Raw genomic sequence first — 19,694 nt, forward strand, 5'->3', positions numbered from 1 at the left:
GGCGGTGGCGCACAACATGGAGTACTCGGTCTCCATGCCCCTGTTTCGTGTCACGGTGAACATCCAGCCCCAGGCCCTGATTGCGGCCTCCAAGCAGGCCGGTGCCTCCCTGACCGTGACCATGGCCAAGGCCGCGGCCCTGGCCATCGCAAAGCATCCCAAGGTCAATGCCGTGTATCAGCACGAGGACCGCATCGTCGAGCGCGAACAGGTCGATGTCGGGCTGGCGGTGGAAACCGAGGGCATGGGCCTGGTCGTACCCGTGCTGCGTGACGTGGTGCACAAGCCCCTGGCGCAGCTGAACGCCGACTGGAAGGATCTGGTCGATCGCGCCCGTCGCCGGCGATTGAAGCCGGAGGAATATTCCAATCCTACGTTCACCATCTCCAACATGGGCATGATGGGTGTGGCCCTGTTCGACGCCATTCCCTCGCCCGGCACTTCGGCCATCTTCGCCATCGCGACGGCAGGACCCCAGGGCATGCCGGTCACGGTGACGGCGGACCATCGCATCGTCAACGGCGCCGATGCCGCCAAATTCCTCAATACCTTCCGCGACCTGGTGGAAAACCCGGCCCCTTGGCTTGCCGGCGGCGGCAAGGTCGCGCCTGCCGCGGTTCCACACGCCGCCAAGAGCGGCGAACGCGCAATCCCCAAGGGTGACTGGGACTATGACGTACTGGTCGTCGGCGGCGGACCGGGCGGCGAGGACTGCGCGCGGGATCTGGCCGGTCACGGCATCAAGGTGGCCATGGTCAACGATGCGCCGTTCCCCGGCGGCGAATGCCTGTGGCGCGGTTGCATCCCGTCCAAGGCCTGGCGCGCCGGCGCGGACCGGATTCGCGATCGCGCCCACGACGCGCGCCTGGGTGTCAAGGGGACCAACAATGCCGAACTGAACTGGAAGCAGCTGGAGAAGACCCGGCGCGAGGTGCTGGAGACCCGCGGTTCCATGGCGCTCAAAACCGACAAGGGCGTGAAGATTGACGTGATCCACGGTTTCGCCCGTTTCGACTCCGACCACAGCGTGGTGATCGATACCTCGGGCAATTCCGAGGAGGCCCACGCCCGCGCACCCGTTCCCGAAGGCAAGAAGGGCAAGCGCGTCACCTTCGGTGCAGCGGTCATCGCCACCGGCGCGCCGCCCTGGGTGCCACCGGTCCCCGGGGCCGACGGGGAAGGGGTGCTCACCTCGGACACCGTCTGGTTCCTGAAGGAGGCGCCGAAACGCCTGGGGATTATTGGTGCGGGCGCCATTGGTCTCGAGATGGCGCAGATCTTCGCCGACTTTGGTGCGAAGGTGACGGTGCTTGAGGCCGCCGACCGGCCGCTGAAGGAAGTCGAGTCCGAAATTGCCACTGCGCTGACCGCCTTGCTGGAAAAGGAAAAGAACCTGACCCTGGCTACGTCAGCCAAGGCGAAGAAGATCAGCGGGTCGCCCGGTGCGATGACCTTGGCCTACACCGATGCCGAGGGCAAGGACAAGACCTTCAAGTGCGACTACGTGATTATGGCCACGGGCAAGCGCCCGGTTCTGGAGCCGTTGACCCTGGACAAGGCTGGCATTGCCAGCGACAAGGGCGTGATCACCGTGGATGCCGGTTGCCGTACCAATGTGCCGCATATTTTCGCCGTCGGCGATGTAGTTGGCGGATACATGCTGGCGCACACGGCCGGTCAGCAGGGCCGCGTCGCCGCCATGAATATCCTGGGCGAGGCCGCGGCCTATGATGAGGCGAAGGACTGTGGCGTAATCTTCACTCGTCCTCAGGCTGCTTTCGTCGGCCTTTCGCTGGACCAGGCGAAGCAGGCCGGGCTGGACGCGGTGGAGGTGAAGGTGCCGATGAACATCGATGCCAAGGCCATGATCACCGGTGAGACCGACGGACTGATCAAGATGGTGGTGGACAAGGCGAGCCATCGTATTGTTGGCGTGCACTTTCTGACCGAGCATGCCGATACGCTCATCGGCGAGGCGGTAATGATGGTAGCCGGTGACATGACCCTGGATCAGGTGGCGATGGCGATCCATCCACATCCGACCCAGACGGAACTGTTCGGCGATATGGCGCGGCGGCTGTTGTCACGCCTGCGTCGTTCGCAGGCGCGCAAACCTGCCTGATCCCACGGGAGCACCCGAGATGGCGCAGATCAAGAAGGTGGTACTCGCGTATTCAGGCGGTCTGGATACATCGGTCATCCTCAAGTGGTTGCAGGAAACCTACGGCTGTGAGGTGGTGACCTTCACCGCGGATATCGGTCAGGGCGAAGAGGTCGAGCCGGCACGGGCCAAGGCCGAGTCTCTCGGCATCAAGGAAATCTTTATCGAAGACCTGCGCGAGGAGTTCGTGCGGGACTTTGTGTTCCCCATGTTTCGAGCGAATGCTGTCTACGAAGGCGAATACCTGCTCGGTACGTCCATCGCGCGACCCTTGATTGCCAAACGGCTGGTTGAGATCGCGCGCGAAACCGGGGCCGATGCCATTGCTCACGGCGCCACGGGCAAGGGAAATGACCAGGTTCGATTTGAGCTGGGTGCCTATGCCCTGGAGCCGGACATCAACGTGATTGCGCCGTGGCGCGAGTGGGATCTGACCTCGCGCGAGAAACTTCTGGCGTACGCCGACCAACATGGCATTGCGGTCGAGAAGAAAGCAGGCGGTCGCTCGCCGTATTCTATGGACGCGAACCTTCTGCACATCTCCTACGAGGGCGATATTCTCGAAGATCCGTGGGCCGAACCGGAAGAGGGCATGTGGCGCTGGACCGTATCCCCCGAGGCGGGGCCGGATACAGCGACCTACGTGGAACTGACGTTTTCACACGGCGACGTGATCGCCATCGATGGCAAGGAACTCACGCCGGCGGGCATCCTGGAGGCCCTCAACCGGATGGGTGGCGCCAACGGTGTTGGTCGCGATGACATCGTCGAAAATCGTTACGTCGGAATGAAGTCCCGGGGTTGCTATGAGACGCCTGGCGGCACGATTCTGCTCAAAGCGCACCGCGCCATGGAGTCGCTTACCCTGGATCGTGAAGTCGCGCACCTCAAGGACGAATTGATGCCCCGCTACGCCAGTCTGGTATACAACGGATACTGGTTCAGTCCCGAGAGGGAGTTGCTTCAGCGCATGATCGACGCCTCCCAGGATCGCGTCAACGGCGTTGTGCGTCTGAAACTGTACAAGGGAAATGTGGTAGTCGTGGGCAGGAAATCCGGGACCGACAGCCTTTTTGATCCCACGATTGCGACCTTTGAGGATGACGCCGGGGCCTACAATCAGCGTGATGCGGAAGGTTTCATCCGGTTAAACGCCCTGCGCATGCGTATCGAATCCCGGCGCAAAAAGTCCTGATCCGGCAGCCTGGTTCCAGGACCGCGGCTATACTTCCAATTGAGGAGGGCCGGGGGTACGTCGCGGAGCCTGGCGTACCGATTCCAACTTGCCGGAAAAAATACTCTTGTCAGCGAGCCGCATTTCCTCGACGGAATTTCTTCGTCGATACCGAACCTTGGTTGTACTGGCCTGGACCGCCCCCCCGGTGTTCGGTCTGAGCCTGCTGCTCGCAATCAAGTTCTTCACCGTAAATCAGTTGCTCACCTTGATGGTGACGCCCATCGAGCCGGGTTTTATCCTGGCCGGTGGGGCCACCGCATACCTGTATCTGATGCGGAACGTCCGCCCGATAGCGCGGTATCTCGAGCAGCCGCAGGCAGTCGGCTACGAGGCAGCCCTGCGTTGCATGCGTCGCTTTCCGATCCATTTCTGGTCCGTATTTCTCGTCTATCTGCTCCTGGCGCCCGCCTCGGTTGTTGTCGGTCTGGAGGCCTACACGGACTTTCATGCTGCTCCTATCGACTGGCTGCGGATTCATCTGGTCGCGCTGATTGTCTCGATCATCATTGGCCTGCCGATCTTCTTCCGTATTCTCGACCTTTTTGGAGAGACAGTACGCGATATTCCGCTAAAACGGCCCCATGTCACGATCAAGGCCAAGGTCTTTCTGGTTGGCGCCTTGATACCCCTTCTGACAGATACCGCCATCGTTCAGTATTACTGGACCCGAACCGGATATTTTTCCTCTGAGACTTTTTTCATCTGGTTCTCCCTGGAGTTGATGGCCGTCGCCGGTGCGCTGCTTTTCGTTCGGTCCATTTCCCAATCCCTGGGTCCCTTGCGAGGTGTTATTGACCGGGAGCGCGGCACGAGCATGCTCGATGTGGCTCGACTCAAGCCGCGGTCGACGGACGAGTTGGGCGTATTGACCAGCGATTTCCAGGATCTGGGCGAACGGCTACAGGTTCAGAACGACATTCTGGAAATCCGGAACCACATCCTGTCGACATCAACGACCGTGAATCTGGTCGAGGATTCCTTTGCCAGTATCCTGGATCTGTGCGACTCGCTATTTGCCAGCGACAAGTCATTCCTGCTGCTCTATGACCCGGACAAATACGAGCTGGTGGATGTTGCTCACAGCGGCGAGCCCTACAATGCAAAGGGGTACTATCGTTTGCCCCTCACGGACGTGTCCCTGTCCGTCCTCGCCTTCAAGTCGGGCATGACCATCATCGTGGACGATGCCCACGGCGATCCCCGGGTCAATCAGCAGGTCGTGGAAGAAACCGGTGTGCGCGCATCACTCGCGACGCCCTTGCGCCTGAATGATGCTCCGATCGGTGTTCTCATATCGAGTTCCACACGGGAAGACCAGCGCTATAGCGAGCGCGATGCGCGAATGATTGAAGTCCTGGCGCAGGAAGCGGCGTTGGTGGTGAATACGCTGATGCTGCACGAGCAGCAGCGGCGTGCGGAGCAGAGCTATCGTGACCTGAATGAGTTGGCTCCGGATCCGATCCTGCTCCTGGACGAGGACCAGCGAATTCTCGACGTCAATCGGGCAGCCATGGAACTGTTTGGCGCTCCCAAGGACATTCTCGTGGGTATGCTTATGAGGGACCTCGTGGCAGTGGAAGACGATCTTCCCCTGCTGGCGCTTACGTGCAAGCGGCTGCTCGAAGGCGAGAAGGCGTCCATGCGGATTCGCCTGCGCCGTCCCCGGGATGGAAGTGTGATGGTAGTCGATATACATGCGGCGCGCATCAGCCTCGACGACCGGGTTCGGGTGCAGGCGTTCGTGCGGGATGTCACAGCGCAGACCCGGGCCGAGGAAAGAACACGCAAATCCGAGCACGAGTTGAGTACCATCCTCAACAGCATGCAGGACGTGTTTGCGAGAACCGACCGCAAGGGACAGTTGTTGCGGGTTTCCCCGTCGGTGAAAACGCTATTGATGCGGAAGCCGGAAGACCTGGTGGGGAGTAACTTTGGCGAACTCTTCCTTGATTCTGATGAGTACCAGGCGTTTCTGGATTATCTGCGCAAGCATGACGGGGTCGTCAAAGGCTACCAGACACGCCTCGCGCATGCGGACGGTAGCGCGGTCTGGGTATCCCTTAACGCACAGTACTATTTCGACGAAAACGGGAACGTGGCGGGATACGAGGGGACGTCGAGGGACATCAGTCGATATCGGTCCACCCAGGAGGAATTGTATCGCGAGAAAGAGCGCGTCCAGGTGACCCTGGAATCCATCGGCGACGGTGTCGTGACTACCGATACCCAGGGAAGAATTGAATACATGAATCCCGTTGCCGAGCAGATCAGCGGCTATCTCCTGGAAGAAGCGGAAGGGCGACCCTTCTCGGACGTATTCACCTTGGTGGAAGAGACCACCAAGCGCAAGATCACTGATCCGGTTGCGCAGTGTCTGCAGCAACACCGGCGAATCGCCTCTGAATTCGATGTCATCCTCATGGGCAGGGAAGGGGCGAGACATGCAGTGGAATACTCCGCCTCACCTACGCGCAGCGCCGAGGGCCAGACCATCGGGGTGGTGATCGGTTTGCACGATGTTACAGAAATGCGGCGCATGGCCCAGCAGTTGTCGCACCAGGCGAGTCATGATGCGCTGACCGGCCTCATCAACCGGCGCGAATTCGAGGTCCAGTTGCGCAGTGCCCTGGAACGGGCGCGGGAAAATGACGTCGTCCATGCCCTGTGCTACCTGGACCTCGACCAGTTCAAGATTGTCAATGATACCTGCGGCCACATTGCTGGGGACGAACTCCTGAAGCAGGTTGCGGGCCGTTTGCGGCAGAAGGTGCGCCGGGCCGATACGCTTGCCCGCCTGGGTGGCGATGAATTCGGTGTCCTGTTCTGGAATTGTCCACTGGATGTCGCGGAAAAACTGGCGGACGATCTGCGCACGGCGATTCGGCAAACGCGTTTTTCCTGGCACGATCGCGCGTTTGAAATCGGGTCCAGTATCGGCCTGGTTCCCATCGAGGCCGGCAGTGGCACCATTACCGATCTTCTCAGTGCGGCCGACAGCGCGTGTTATGCCGCAAAAGATCGCGGGCGGAATCGAATCTACGTCTATCAGCCGGACGACAAGCTCCTAGCGCAGCGCCACGGCGAGATGCAGTGGGTGTCGCGTATCGCCAGTGCGCTGGAAGAAGACCGACTGAAGCTCTATGGTCAGCGGATTCTGGGCCTCGAGGAACACGAGGAAGCAGATTCCGGGTGGGAAATCATGGTTCGAATGCTGGACGAGAGGGGGGAGATCGTTCCGCCCATGGCCTTCATTCCCGCTGCTGAACGCTACCATGTGATGCCCTCGATCGACAGGACCGTCATTCGCAAGACCCTGGATTTGCTGGCTGCCGAAGGCGGGCGGGAGGATGCCGAAGCGCTTCGGTTCAACATCAATATTTCCGGGCAGACCCTTTCCGAGGACTCATTTGTTGAATTCGTGATCGCCGAGGTGCAGCGCACCGGGGCCAATCCGAAGGCGCTTTGTTTCGAGATCACGGAGACCGCTGCAATCGCCAATCTTGCCTATGCAACCCGGGTGATTGCCGTACTGGGCGATCTCGGAATCCGTTTTGCCCTGGACGATTTCGGAAGCGGGCTGAGTTCGTTCGGATATCTGAAGAATCTCAATGTTGACTATCTGAAGATCGACGGCTCCTTCGTCCGTGATATCATCGAGGACCCGATTGATCTGGCCATGGTGGAGTCGATCAATCACATCGGCCATACCTTGGGTCTGGAAACCATTGCCGAATTCGTCGAGACGCCGGAGGTACTCGAGGCGGTGCGCAGGCTCGGCGTCGACTATGCCCAGGGCTACGCCGTCGCGCGGCCCATTCCGATCGAAGAAGCGGTGCGCCCCAAGGCCGGCATCGAATAGGAGGTATCCGAAGTGCGCATCCTGCATACCATGATACGGGTCGGGAATCTGGACGAGTCACTACGGTTCTATACCGAAGTCCTTGGCATGGAACTGCTGCGCAAGAAGGACTATCCGGACGGCAAGTTCACGCTGGCGTTTGTCGGGTACGGCCCGGAATCCGAGCAGGCCGCCATTGAGTTGACCCACAACTGGGACACGGATCGCTACGAACTCGGCACGGGTTATGGTCACATCGCTCTGGAGGTCGACGATGCCTACGCCGCCTGCGCAGAAATCCGTTCTCGTGGCGGCAAGGTGGTGCGGGAAGCGGGTCCGATGAAACACGGTACGACGGTGATTGCCTTTGTGGAAGACCCCGACGGCTACAAGATCGAGTTGATTCAGAAGAAGAACTAGATCCGCGTGCAGCCTCGAGCCAATCCGGCTCCCCTGGGCCCGGACAAGCGGCAAGGGCCCGTCGCAAGAGAGGTCTCCGGGGCGGCCCCGCCTATCGTTCCGGTGGCCCGGCGATTCGGTCCAGGCAGGAGAAATACACTGCCGGCTGCGGCGGGGTGTTATCGCGCTGGGCCCGCCAAAGCATCTCCCCCAGGCAGTCCATGAGTTTGTGCTGTGCCTCGTGGGCATCACCGATACGCTGAACCACAGTCTGGTATCGCTGGCGGATCCCCGGGGGCTGGTCGATGGAGAGCTGGTCCTCGATGGCCACGTGCATGCCCATGTGCAGGAAGGGATTGGTCTCGCCCTGGTCCGGCGGCCAATCACGATCGGCGTAGGTATCCCGGTCCGCCAGAACGGCGTGATACTCCGGGTGCTCCAGGGCGACTCGGACGATGGTCTGTTCCGCACCTTCCAGCGGCAGGCCTTGGGTGTGCTTGTGCCAAGCGGTGAAAAAGACTTCGCGCGTGTCCTGGCGCTGGGAACCGAAAAGCATGGGAGGACTACTGCGCGCGAAACAGGCCGAAAACGGTGGAGTACTGATACAGGTGATTGTTGTCGTCCATGGGGCCGATCTCACCGTTGCCGTAGAAACCGATAGTGGGCAGACCAGGGTATCGCGATTGCAGTAATTCCAGATCGCGATCACGGTTGCCGTAGAAATTCGGCCCACGTCCCATGCAAGGAAACATCAACGCGAAGTCGGGTTCTCCACCCAGCTCGTCAGCTGCGCGTTGGAGTACATCGCGTACATCCCGTTCGGCGGCGAGCGCATCTCGCATCGCCCAGAAAAGTGATTCCCCCTGACTGAGCTGATCCGAAAGGGTAATGGACTGCTTGTTGAGATTGGCGGAGATGATGTGGTTCAGCCGGTAGCGCCCTTCGCGGATCGCGGTCTGCGGATCGCCGAAGGTCACACCGCCCATGAGCAGATGCAGGGGGATGCGTTTCATTTGTCGCACCGAATCCGGCAGGGATCGTACCAGCACATTCAGGGCGGGGTAGTTGCCCAGGCGCACCAGCTCGAATCCCTCGACCTCCGCGACCTTGATGGGTGCGGTCAGGGCGCGAACACCCTGGGAGACTGTGACGGCCGAGCGCGTGTTGCTGATTCGCGCCTCGACGCGGCCGCTGTCCTGTACCCGGCCACTGGACCAGACCTTGAACGGTCCATAGCCGAAGGGGTCGCCCGATACTGCGCCGATGCGGGTAGCGAGGGAGTCCAGCCATTCCGCGTCCAGTCCCGACGGCGTGCACAGGCTCAGCAGGGGATCGTCGGTCTGGTTGGCATCGCCCGCCAGCTCCAGATGATGATCGCCACCAAAGACCATGGCTGCGGCGCCCGGGCTGTCCAGCAGCCATTCGTCTTCGGTAAGTACGCCGGTCCCGGTGCAGCCAATGATCTGCAGGCTGCCCGCGGCGCGGGCGGCGACACGCAGGGCCGGCTCCGGTTCGTCTGCGTATTCGTGCGTCAGCAGGACTATGGCGCCGTTGGCACGGTCCAACCCTGCCCGTTCGAGGGCAATTTCTATGGCCTTGGCGGCGTGAGACGGATCAGGATGCTTCCCGTGACTCAGGCCGGTGGCAACCGCGGTTCCGCTCATTCCTCTACTTTATCCCCATACTCGCACAAATCATAGATTACACAGCTGCCACAGCGCGGCTTGCGAGCGAGACAGGTATAGCGCCCGTGCAGGATCAGCCAGTGGTGCGCATCATGGCGGTATTCATCGGGAATTACCTGCATCAGTCGATCTTCCACCTCGCGCACGTTCTTGCCCGGTGCCAGGCCGGTGCGATTGGCAATGCGGAAGATGTGGGTATCGACGGCGATAACCGGTTCGCCAAACGCAGTATTGAGGATGACGTTGGCGGTCTTGCGGCCAACGCCCGGCAGGGCTTCAAGCTCCTCGCGGGTGCGCGGCACCTTGCCCTTGTATTGCTGCACGAGAATCTTCGAGGTCTTCATGATGTTGGCGGCCTTGGTGTTGTACAGGCCGATGGTCTTGACGTGGGTCTTCAGCTTTCGCAGACCGAGATCCACCATGTCCTGCGGCGTCTTGACCTTTTCAAACAGGGGTCGGGTGGCGAGGTTTACGCCCTTGTCGGTGGATTGTGCCGACAACACGACGGCAACCAGTAGTTGATACGGGTTGGTGTATTTCAGTTCGGAACGCGGACGGGGATTGGCCGCCTTGAGGCGCTCGAAGATCTCCCGAATCTTCTTTGCATTCATGAGCCGGGTCTGCGCCGGGCGCGGGCACGCGTCACCGCGCCCCGAATCTCCTTGCGGATTTGTTCGGAATCCGGGATGGTGCCGCCCGCCGCGTTCGCCTTTCGCCGCAATGACGACCGGCGGGCACGCTCGCGGCGGATGCGTGTCAGGCGTCGCAACCGTGCCACGGTCCGTTTTCGTGCCCGCGACACTCCCGATTCGTTATATTCGGGCCAGCGTTTGCCGACCGCTCGCGGGATGTCGTCCGTCATGTCGATGCAGTCCACGGGGCAGGCAGGAAGACAGAGTTCGCATCCCGTGCACTCCGCGGCCAGAACCGTGTGCATGAGTTTGGCACTGCCAAGGATCGCATCCACGGGACAGACCTGGATGCACTTCGTGCAGCCAATGCAGCGGGGCTCGTCGATGGCGGCGACGCGACGCGGCTCATGGATACCGCATTCCGGGTCCAGTGCCAGGGCTTCGTGGCCGGTGAGCCCGGCCAGGATCGCGATCGTCTCGTCTCCGCCCGGCGGGCAACGATTGATTTCGGCGTCGCCGCGGGCGATCGCATGGGCGTAGTCATGACATCGTGGGTAGCCGCAGCGGGTGCACTGGGTCTGCGGCAGCGCGCGGTCCAGTTCTCTCACGGACCGTGCAGGTGTACGGGTCTGCATCATGGTCGCGGGAGTATGGCGAGGCGCGTCGTGCCATGCAAATCCGCGAACCGCCGCTACCTTCCTATTTGATGCGCAGACCCGGTTGCGCGCCTTCGTCCGGATGCAGAATCCACAGGTCCTGGCCGCCCGGTCCGGCTGCCAGGACCATCCCTTCCGATACTCCGAAGCGCATCTTGCGTGGCGCCAGATTGGCCACCATGACGGTGAGCTTGCCAACCAGATCCTCCGGCGCGTAAGCGGACTTGATTCCGGCGAACACGTTGCGCGTTTCGCCGCCGAGGTCCAGGGTGAGCCGGAGCAGCTTGTCCGCCCCTTCCACGTGTTCGGCCCTGACGATGCGGGCGATCCGCAGGTCTACCTTGGCGAAATCATCGAAGCTGATTTCGGGATGCAGGGGATCGTCGGCCAGGGGACCGGTCGGGGTCTTGGTCTCAGTCACGGGTGCTAGCTCCTCTTGCGCCTGATCGAGCATGGCGTTTACCTGCGCCGTCTCGACACGGGTCATCATGTGTTCGAATTTGTTGATCGTGTGTCCCGTCAAGGGGGATTGTGGGCTGTCCCATTGGACAGGCCCGGCATTCAGGAAGGCCTCGGCCTTGGCCGCGGTCCGCGGAACGATCGGTTTCAGCCAGGTTATCAGGACGCGAAACTGGTTCAGGCCCTGGGTACAGATGTCCTGCAACTCCGCGTCGCGCGCCGGATCCCGGGCCACCACCCAGGGTTCGCGTTCGTTGATGTACTGGTTGGCTTGATCGGCAAAGGCCATAATCTCCCGCACCGCCCGGGAGTACTCCCGCTCCTCGAACAGTTCAGCGATTGCATCCCCGGCTTCGGCGAATTGCTGGTACATATCCGCTTCCGGCAGACTGTCCGCAAGCCTGCCGTCGAAACGCTTGTTGATGAATCCGGCGCAGCGGCTGGCGATATTGATTACCTTGCCGACGAGATCGCTGTTGACCCGCGCGACGAAGTCCTCGAGGTTGAGATCAATGTCCTCGACGTGGCTGTTCAGTTTCGCGCCGAAGTAGTAACGCAGGTACTCGGGATTGAGATGATCCAGATAGGTGCGGGCGTTGATGAAGGTGCCACGCGACTTGGACATCTTCTGCCCGTTCACCGTGAGGAAGCCATGGGTGAAGATCGCCGTGGGCGGGCGGAATCCGGCACCGCTGAGCATGGCGGGCCAGAACAGGGCATGGAAGTACAGGATGTCCTTGCCGATAAAGTGATAGATCTCGGTATCGCCCCCAGGATTCCAGAAGCGGTCGAAGTCCAGTCCCTCGCGCGAACACAGTTGTTTGAAGCTGGCCATGTACCCCACGGGGGCATCCAGCCAGACGTAGAAATACTTGCCCGGCGCATCCGGGATCTCAAAGCCAAAATAGGGCGCGTCGCGAGAGATGTCCCAGTCCTGCAGCCCGTTCTCGAACCACTCGGTGAGTTTGTTCGCCACTTCCGCCTGGACATGGCGCGGGGCGGTGATGTCCGGATGCAGCCATTCCCGCAACATGGGCTCGAAGTCACCCAGCTTGAAGAAATAATGCTCTGATTCACGCATCACCGGCTCGGCGCCGGAGATCACCGAGCGCGGATTGATCAATTCGCTGGTGTCGTAGCTGGAACCACAAACCTCGCAGCTGTCGCCGTACTGATCCTCGGCGCCGCAGCGCGGACAGGTCCCGCGGATGTATCGATCCGGCAGGAACATTTCCCGTTCAGGATCGTAGGCCTGCTGGATGATGCGGCTGGCGATGTGGCCCGCTTCGCGCAGGCGCCGATACAGGATTTCCGCCAGTTCGCGATTTTCCGGTGAGTGGGTGGTGTAGAAATTGTCGAAACCGATAGCGAAATCCGCGTAGTCCCGCTTGTGGCCCTCACCGACCTGGGCGATCAGTTCTTCCGGCGTGATGCCTTCGCTTTGTGCCCGCAGCATGATGGGGGTGCCGTGGGCATCGTCGGCGCAGACGTACCAGGCCTCGTGACCGCGCATGCGCTGGAACCGGACCCAGATATCGGTCTGGACGGTTTCCACCAGGTGCCCGAGGTGGAGCGGCCCATTTGCGTAGGGCAGGGCGCTGGTAACCAGAATGGTGCGACGGTCGCTCACGGGCTCGAGTTTCTCATGTCCGGCAGGGAAAGGCTGCGCCCGCAGGCGGCGCCCACTAAAAATCGGCCCGGAAAATAGCAGTTTTGCCACGGGCAGACCAGCGGCCCTGGCCCGCGCCGCGGGAGTCCCCGGGGGATGCCCCTTGTCGCAGTGGGGTCGATATTTGATATGATCCGCGCCCGCCCCCATGACATTCCGCGGGCGCCGGTGTAGCATTGCGCTCCCCAAGAATTGTTGACTGATTTACTGGAGTATTTTCCATGGCCGAAGTCACCCAGGCCCAGGTAGAGGCCGTCCTGAAGGACATGATCGATCCGTACCTGGATCGGGACCTGATCAGCGCCAAGGTCGTCAAGAACATTGCCATCGACGGCGGCAAGGTCGCCATTGAGATTGAGTTGGGTTTTCCTGCCAAGGGATACCAGGACACCCTGCGGAACAACGTTCACGAGAAGGTATCCGCCATCGACGGCGTCAGCGACGTGACCGTGGACATCTCCTCCAACATTGTGGGACACGCGGTGCAATCGGGTGTGAAGGCGATCGATGGCGTGAAGAACATCATCGCCGTCGCTTCCGGCAAGGGCGGTGTGGGCAAATCCACGACCTCGGTCAATCTGGCCCTGGCCCTGGCGGCGGAGGGTGCCACCGTCGGTCTGCTGGACGCGGATATCTACGGTCCGAGTCAGCCGCGGATGCTGGGCGTCAACGCCAAGCCCAACTCCGAAGATGGCAAGACCCTGGAGCCCATCGTCAGCTATCACCTGCAGACCATGTCGATCGGCTACCTCATTGACGAGGAGACCCCCATGATCTGGCGTGGCCCCATGGTCACCCAGGCCCTAGAACAGCTGCTGCGGGATACGGCATGGAAGGACCTGGACTACATGATCATCGACCTGCCTCCGGGCACCGGCGACACCCAGCTGACCTTGGCGCAGAAGGTCCCCGTCAGCGGTGCCATCATCGTTACCACGCCGCAGGACATCGCCCTGCTGGACGCGCGCAAGGCGCTGAAGATGTTCGAGAAAGTGGAAGTGCCGGTGCTCGGCGTCGTCGAGAACATGAGCACGCACATCTGCTCCAAGTGTGGCCACGAGGAGCACATTTTCGGCGCCGGCGGCGGCACTCGTATGGCCGAGGACTACGACGTGGACTTCCTCGGGGCCCTGCCGCTGGATATCCGGATCCGCGAGGAAACGGATTCGGGCAAGCCCACAGTGGTGGCAGAGCCGGAAAGCCCGATCTCCCAGACTTATCGAGAAATCGCGCGCCGGGCTGCGGCCAAGCTTTCCCTGCGCAAGAAGGACTACAGCGCCAAATTCCCGAACATCGTCATTCAGAACTCCTGATCGGGGTTCCAAGAAACTCGACTCCAATCCCGTGCGCGTCGCGCCGGATGACGCGGCCGCGCATGGCCATGGGCTCCATGCTCCCGAGGAACTCATTCAGGGTGGCGACGAACTCGGTGCCTACCGCCGGGAGCGGTTCGTGGCCCTTGCGCAGAAGAAATACCCCGCCGTGGCTTACATTACCCGTCTTGAGAGTAATTGGTTCACAATCCGGAGCCGTGACCACAACGTCGACTGAAACCTCATACCGTGTATGTTCGCGTTCGTTTCGTACGGTTGGAAGTGCCATCGCTTCTTGCCCTCCTTGTCGCTTTTCTTGCTGTGCCGTGAGTTGGTTCGCAAAAAATCCGTGAGTGGGGCCGGAGCCCTGGACCCCGATGAACAGGGTCAGAACCAAAATCTTAGACGGGCTTGCCGCACTCTTGGAGCAATGTGCGCAAAAGTACCGCGGCGCGGTGACCGAATGGCAAGAATTACCGACGGGCGATGATCAACAGAACGGTGGCAGCCAAAAAGGTCAGTGCTGCGGCCATGAGGAACGCCGATGACATCCCGGCCCACTGCCAGACGGCACCGAACAGGACCGCACCAGGGAGTACGAATACCCCGCTGACAAGGTGATACAGGCCAAAGGCGGTGGCACGCTGGTCGGCGGGTGCAAAATCACCGATCAAGGCCCGCTCCGCCGGTTCGGTCAGTGCGATGCTGGCGGAATAGGCGAGAAACATTAGCCAAACCGTGGTTGGTCCATCGGGCGTGAGGGCCAGCAGGACGAGCAGGCCAATCCGCAGCACCCAGCCGCCTACAACCACCGGCAGTCGGCCGATCCGATCGGAAATCTGGCCGGCCGGTATCGTGACCACTGCCTTGGCCGCGCTGGCGGCGGCCCAGATGAGTGGAATCCAATGGATGGCCAGCCCCCGCGATTGCGCCCACAGGACCAGGAATACCTCCGGGGTGGTGGCGAGGGCGAGGGAGCCGGCGGCCAGGATCAGGGCCTTGAGCCGCCGGTCGAGGTCACGCCAATGCAGAGGTGCGTGGCTGACCGGGGCCGGGGCGCTGGGTGCCAGACCGAAGACGAGCAGGACAATGACCAGCATTCCCGGCACCACCGAGGCGAGAAACACATGGGTGGTGGTGAGCCCGGCGGCGAGCAGGGCAAAGGCGATCAAGGGCCCGATGATGGCGCCTCCATGATCCATGGAGCGATGAAAACCGAAGGCCCGCCCACGCCGATCCCGGTCCACGGCGCTGGAAATCAGGGCGTCCCGGGGAGCGGTTCGTAGGCCCTTCCCCAGCCGGTCCAGGAATCGCATGAACAGAACCCAGGGCCAGCTCACGGCGACTCCGATGAGGGGGCGGGCGATATTCGAGGTCGTGTAGCCACCCACGACGAGCAGTTTTGGCCTCCAGCCCCGGTCCGCCAACCAGCCCGAGACCAGCTTGAGCACGCTGGAGGTTGCCTCGGCCAGTCCCTCCACCAGGCCCACGACCGCGGGCCCCGCTCCCAGGGTGGCCGTCAGGAACACGGGCAGCAGCGGGGTGATCATCTCGCTGGCGGTGTCATTGAGCATGGAGACCAGGCCCAGGACGACCACCGTGCGGGGGAGGAAGTGGCGCGGCGCGGTCAACCGGGGATTCCGCGGAGGAAATGGGGCGTCATGTATGGGGTCGCCGGCGACGGCCTGCTATGATGTGCCGGCCCTTGTGGCCGGGTCGGGCCCGGTCCCGGGATATCGCAGCCAAGAATCGAGAAGGCAATCGGGAGTCCTATGAGTATCAAGTCTGACCGCTGGATCCGGCGCATGGCGCAGGATCAAGGCATGATCGATCCGTTTGAACCTGGACAGATCCGCAACACGGAGGCCGGGCAGGTCATATCCTACGGCACCTCCAGCTACGGATACGATATCCGTTGCTCACGAGAATTCAAGATCTTCACCAACATCAATTCTGCCATCGTTGACCCGAAAAATTTCGACGCCAACAGCTTCATCGATTTCCATGGAGACGTTTGTATCATCCCGCCCAATTCCTTTGCCCTGGCCCGCACCGTGGAATACTTTCGCATTCCTCGCAACGTGCTGACGATCTGTCTCGGGAAGTCGACCTACGCCCGCTGCGGCATTATCGTCAACGTCACGCCGCTGGAACCGGAGTGGGAGGGTCATGTGACCTTGGAGTTTTCCAATACCACCACGCTGCCGGCAAAGGTCTATGCCAACGAGGGTGTGGCGCAGGTGTTGTTCTTCGAGTCCGACGAGCAATGCGAAACCTCCTATCGCGACCGCGGCGGCAAGTACCAGGGCCAGACCGGAGTCACCCTGCCCAAGGCCTGAAAAATGGCTTCTGCAGGGCCTTTCGCGCGGTTCCACCCGGGTCTATCCTTAAATAGATATCGGAACCCTACGAAATCGGGTACTCGCTGAATGAGCGCAGAACCGAAAGAAACCCTGATACTGGCTTCGAACTCCGAATTGCCCAGCCTGGACGCGATCGACGATCCCGCCTGGAACGCGGTCCTGGCCAGCGCTACACCGGTGAGTGCCCCGGCCGACACGGTGATGCTGTGCAAGGGAGATCCGTGCAGCAGTTTACTGGTGATCACCAAGGGCTCCCTGCGGGTGCACGAGATCTCGGAGGGCGGCCGGGAGATTGTGTTGTATCGGGTCTTCCCCGGCGACGTCTGTGTCCTTTCCCTGAGCAGCCTGGTCGACGGTGTTCCCTTTGGCGCCGAGGCCATTACCGAGACGGAGGTGGAGGGCTTCGCGCTCAGTCCACCCCAGTTCCGGAAGGCCCTCGCCGAATCGGAAGGGTTCCGCAATTTTGTCCTTTCCACACTGGCCCGACGCATGTGCGATGTGCTGGCCCGGGTTGAGGAAATTGCCTTCCGGCGCCTGGACAACCGTCTGGCCTGCACCCTGTTCCAGCTGTTTGAGCAGAGCGGGGAGGAGATGCTGAAGATCACCCATCAGGATCTGGCCAAGGAGCTGGGCACCACGCGCGAAGTCACCAGCCGTTTGCTGAAGGAATTTGAGCAGAAACAGGGCTGTATCCGGTTGCGGCGGGGGGCCATTGAACTGCTCTCCCGGGATGACCTGGCGGCCTTTGCCCGGCGCGATTTTATGTAGGCCTTTTGTGTAACTTAGGTTACATACACGTCGTTTATCCCCGCATATATTCTTCTAACCGGGGCCGCTGCTTATGCGGCCCGGCGCCTGGATCGCGCCCGACCGCCGGACATGGAGGAGGGGAAAATCAGCGACACAAGAACCAGATGTGGCGCCCGGGGCGGAATCCCCGGGCGAACCACGCGATCCAAGCACTGATTCCGTGCGCCCGCTCAGGAATCGTGACTCACCCTCGCATTATCCCGTGCCGGCAGATTTAGCCGGCGTTCCCGGATTCGCGGATAGATCAGCTCGAACACCACGGCCACACCAACGAAGCCGGCAAAGGCTCCAAGGGTCCAGGGATGTTCCCTGTAACCGTGGATCAACAAGACTCCCAAGGCAATCCACGAGGCTGCCGTGCCCAGGGCAGGCAGCAGGAATCCGCCCCCGGTGCGCCGCGAAAGTACCACCGCGGCCAGGTTCACCGCCCCGAAAATCAGCAGGAAGCCCGCGCTGGCCAGGATGGCGATCTCGCTAAGGTCCACCGTGTTGGCCAGGATCAGGGCAAGCGTTCCGCTCACCAGTACGCCGGCAGCCGGTCGATTCCAGGCCTCCCGGCGCAGCAGTCGGGGCAGTTCGCCACTGGTGGCCAGGGAATAGGCAAGACGCGCATTGCCGTACAGGGTTGCGTTGATCGCTGACAAGGTGGCGAGCAGGGCCGCGGCTGCGACCAGGCGAAAGCCGATAAGGCCCAGCCCGGGTCGGGCTGCCTCGGCGAGGGCATAGTCACGAACCGCGGCGATGCGAGCTGCGGGCACGGTGCCCACGGTAGCGATCGCGACGACGACATACAGCACGATCACCAGAATAACCGACCCAAAGAAGGCGCCCGGGAGCGTCCGCTCCGGGTCACGCACATCCTCCGCGGCGTTGGCGATCAATTCGAATCCCTCGTAGGCGACAAAGATCACCATGCCGGACGTAAAAATATCCATGGCGCTGCCCCAGGTGTGGGGAGACAGCCTCGCGCGGTCGATGGCGCCCATGCTTGCGGCAACCACAATGGCCAGCAGAACCAGCTTGGCCAGAACGATGGCGGTTTCCGTACGGCTGACGAGTTCCGCGTTCAGCAGGTTGATGGCGATGGGCAGGATGATCGCGGTGCTGATCAGCGCGTGCCGCAAACCGGGCGCCTGGCCCAGGGTGAAGAAGGTCAGTCCGTAGGAGCCGAAGGCGACGGCATACAGGGAGAGCGTGACGATATAGCTCAGCCACAGCATGAAATTGATGCTGCCGGTGACAAAGTCGGCGCCGAAGGCATGGTGAATGAACACCACGGTGCCCCCCTCGTTGGGATAGCGTACGGACAGGCGCCAGTAGGAATTGGCGGTGACGAGCGCAATCAGCCCGGCAAGCAGGAACGCAATCGGTGTGGCGCCGCGGGCGATGCTGACGGCCTCACCCAGCACGGCGAAGATTCCGCCGCCGACCATCCCCCCGATTCCAATCGCCATGGCGCCGGCGATTCCGATATTCCCGTTTCGCTGTTTCGGTTTTTGCATCCTGTTTCTTGGCGTGCGAGGCAATCCCGCAGGCTAGGGTAGCACGCGGTCCAGGGACCACCGAACGAGCAAGGGTCAGGGCGATATATGGCTGTGTCGCAGGCGCCAGCTGTCCCGCAACCAGTAGACGCCGAAAGAACCCATGGTCAGGAAACCGATAATCGCCGGACCGGTCTTGCCCATATCGGCATTGGCGATGGTCATGGAGATGCACATGATGCCGTAGGCCGAGGACGCCAGCAGGTTTGCTGTGCCGCGGGCCGGTTGGAAGCCGGAATCGATTCCCGTCGGCTCCAGGAGCAAAAAGATGTAGCAGAAGCTGAATGCGGTCAGCCACCAGCCAACGAAATTGTGTAGCGGGATGCCGAAGTACGATCCCGGCACAAGCCACAACCAATGCCCCTTCGCGACCATGGCCGGATCCAGTCCCAGGTCCCAGGCCACCATGATCAGGGCCGCGATTGCGGCCAGACGCAGCCGTGCACGAGCGTTTCCGGGGCGTTCCCCTACGAGACGACCGGCGATCCGAAACGAAAGATATCCGACCGTGAACCATGTCAGGGGAATCAGGATCGGAACGAGACCAAAAAGCTTGAGTCCCAGCTTGTGGGTGTAAAGGAGCGGCCCGAAGACCAGGCCGCCACTGAGCAAATTGATCGTTTCGAATGCGAGACTGATCGAAAACACAAGCGCGAACAGTCCGATCCCGCGGCGGAGGCCCAGACACATCAGCGCGTGGGCAAACGAAAACAGGAAGAATACCGCCGATGTGAACGTAAACAGCGGATTCGCCGGCCAGATCTTGGCCAGCTGCACGAATATGACCAGCAGGATCATGGAAACGGCGTACACGAACCACAAGGCGAACAGGGAATGCCTGGCGATACCGCGGAAGTGTATTGTTCCCGTGATCATTATTCCTGGGCGAGCGGCCGGCCGTGGTCCGCGGAAAGACTGAACGCCAAACGGC

At 61.4% G+C, this 19,694-nt stretch carries 16 protein-coding genes; 7 read left to right on the forward strand and 9 right to left on the reverse strand.

Annotated features, from left to right (window positions below; translation table 11 throughout):
• From P8X48_08530 to gloA, 4 genes are all read left to right on the forward strand, one after another.
• The coding region (locus tag P8X48_08530; GenBank protein ID MEJ2107358.1) for an FAD-dependent oxidoreductase at positions 1-2,122 on the forward strand (2,122 nt) is incomplete at its 5' end.
• 19 nt (positions 2,123-2,141) lie between these two features.
• Positions 2,142-3,356 carry an argininosuccinate synthase gene (locus tag P8X48_08535; GenBank protein MEJ2107359.1) on the forward strand — a complete coding sequence of 405 codons (1,215 nt, stop codon included), beginning with the start codon at positions 2,142-2,144 and terminating at the stop codon, positions 3,354-3,356.
• A 106-nt stretch (positions 3,357-3,462) separates the two neighbouring features.
• Positions 3,463-7,257, forward strand: coding sequence for an EAL domain-containing protein (locus tag P8X48_08540; protein MEJ2107360.1), 3,795 nt, complete (start codon positions 3,463-3,465; stop codon positions 7,255-7,257).
• 12 nt (positions 7,258-7,269) lie between these two features.
• Complete coding sequence (gene gloA / locus P8X48_08545) at positions 7,270-7,656, forward strand: lactoylglutathione lyase (protein MEJ2107361.1); 387 nt, start codon at positions 7,270-7,272, stop codon at positions 7,654-7,656.
• A gap of 91 nt (positions 7,657-7,747) precedes the next feature.
• Here gloA and P8X48_08550 read toward each other — a convergent pair whose 3' ends face one another.
• From P8X48_08550 to metG, 5 genes are all read right to left on the reverse strand, one after another.
• Positions 7,748-8,191: a DUF1841 family protein gene (locus P8X48_08550; GenBank protein ID MEJ2107362.1), complete on the reverse strand. Its 444-nt coding sequence runs from the start codon at positions 8,189-8,191 to the stop codon at positions 7,748-7,750.
• 7 nt (positions 8,192-8,198) lie between these two features.
• A complete protein-coding gene (locus P8X48_08555; protein MEJ2107363.1) occupies positions 8,199-9,299 on the reverse strand; it encodes an FIST C-terminal domain-containing protein in 1,101 nt (366 codons plus the stop codon).
• Positions 9,296-9,931 (reverse strand): endonuclease III, encoded by a 636-nt coding sequence (gene nth, locus P8X48_08560; GenBank protein MEJ2107364.1) that lies wholly within the window; start codon positions 9,929-9,931, stop codon positions 9,296-9,298. Before nth ends, P8X48_08555 begins: the two co-directional genes overlap by 4 nt.
• Entirely contained in the window at positions 9,928-10,587 is a 660-nt protein-coding gene (locus P8X48_08565) for an RnfABCDGE type electron transport complex subunit B (GenBank protein ID MEJ2107365.1), read from the reverse strand. Before P8X48_08565 ends, nth begins: the two co-directional genes overlap by 4 nt.
• 64 nt (positions 10,588-10,651) lie before the next feature.
• On the reverse strand, positions 10,652-12,697 hold the full coding sequence (gene metG, locus P8X48_08570; GenBank protein ID MEJ2107366.1) for a methionine--tRNA ligase: 2,046 nt from the start codon (positions 12,695-12,697) through the stop codon (positions 10,652-10,654).
• A 260-nt stretch (positions 12,698-12,957) separates the two neighbouring features.
• Between metG and apbC the strand changes: the two genes are divergently transcribed.
• Entirely contained in the window at positions 12,958-14,049 is a 1,092-nt protein-coding gene (gene apbC / locus P8X48_08575; protein MEJ2107367.1) for an iron-sulfur cluster carrier protein ApbC, read from the forward strand.
• Here the strand turns inward: apbC and P8X48_08580 are convergent.
• Both P8X48_08580 and P8X48_08585 read right to left on the reverse strand, forming a co-directional pair.
• Positions 14,033-14,338 (reverse strand): PilZ domain-containing protein, encoded by a 306-nt coding sequence (locus tag P8X48_08580; protein ID MEJ2107368.1) that lies wholly within the window; start codon positions 14,336-14,338, stop codon positions 14,033-14,035. The two genes, apbC and P8X48_08580, sit on opposite strands and share 17 nt — an antisense overlap.
• A gap of 184 nt (positions 14,339-14,522) precedes the next feature.
• The gene (locus tag P8X48_08585) at positions 14,523-15,680 is read right to left on the reverse strand and encodes an MFS transporter (GenBank protein MEJ2107369.1); all 1,158 of its coding nucleotides are present in this window, start codon (positions 15,678-15,680) and stop codon (positions 14,523-14,525) included.
• A gap of 141 nt (positions 15,681-15,821) precedes the next feature.
• Here P8X48_08585 and dcd point away from each other — a divergent pair, with 141 nt between their 5' ends.
• Both dcd and P8X48_08595 read left to right on the forward strand, forming a co-directional pair.
• A complete protein-coding gene (dcd, locus tag P8X48_08590; protein MEJ2107370.1) occupies positions 15,822-16,388 on the forward strand; it encodes a dCTP deaminase in 567 nt (188 codons plus the stop codon).
• 90 nt (positions 16,389-16,478) lie between these two features.
• Positions 16,479-17,180, forward strand: coding sequence for a Crp/Fnr family transcriptional regulator (locus tag P8X48_08595; GenBank protein ID MEJ2107371.1), 702 nt, complete (start codon positions 16,479-16,481; stop codon positions 17,178-17,180).
• Between the two features lie 212 nt (positions 17,181-17,392).
• On the opposite strand, the gene P8X48_08600 is transcribed toward P8X48_08595, so the two are convergent.
• Both P8X48_08600 and P8X48_08605 read right to left on the reverse strand, forming a co-directional pair.
• A complete protein-coding gene (locus tag P8X48_08600; protein ID MEJ2107372.1) occupies positions 17,393-18,724 on the reverse strand; it encodes an APC family permease in 1,332 nt (443 codons plus the stop codon).
• A gap of 75 nt (positions 18,725-18,799) precedes the next feature.
• Positions 18,800-19,639, reverse strand: a complete 840-nt coding sequence (locus tag P8X48_08605) for a carotenoid biosynthesis protein (GenBank protein ID MEJ2107373.1) — start codon at positions 19,637-19,639, stop codon at positions 18,800-18,802.
• Between the last annotated feature and the right edge of the window lie 55 nt (positions 19,640-19,694).

The organism is Acidiferrobacteraceae bacterium, assembly GCA_037388825.1.
Lineage (GTDB): Bacteria > Pseudomonadota > Gammaproteobacteria > Acidiferrobacterales > JAJDNE01 > JARRJV01.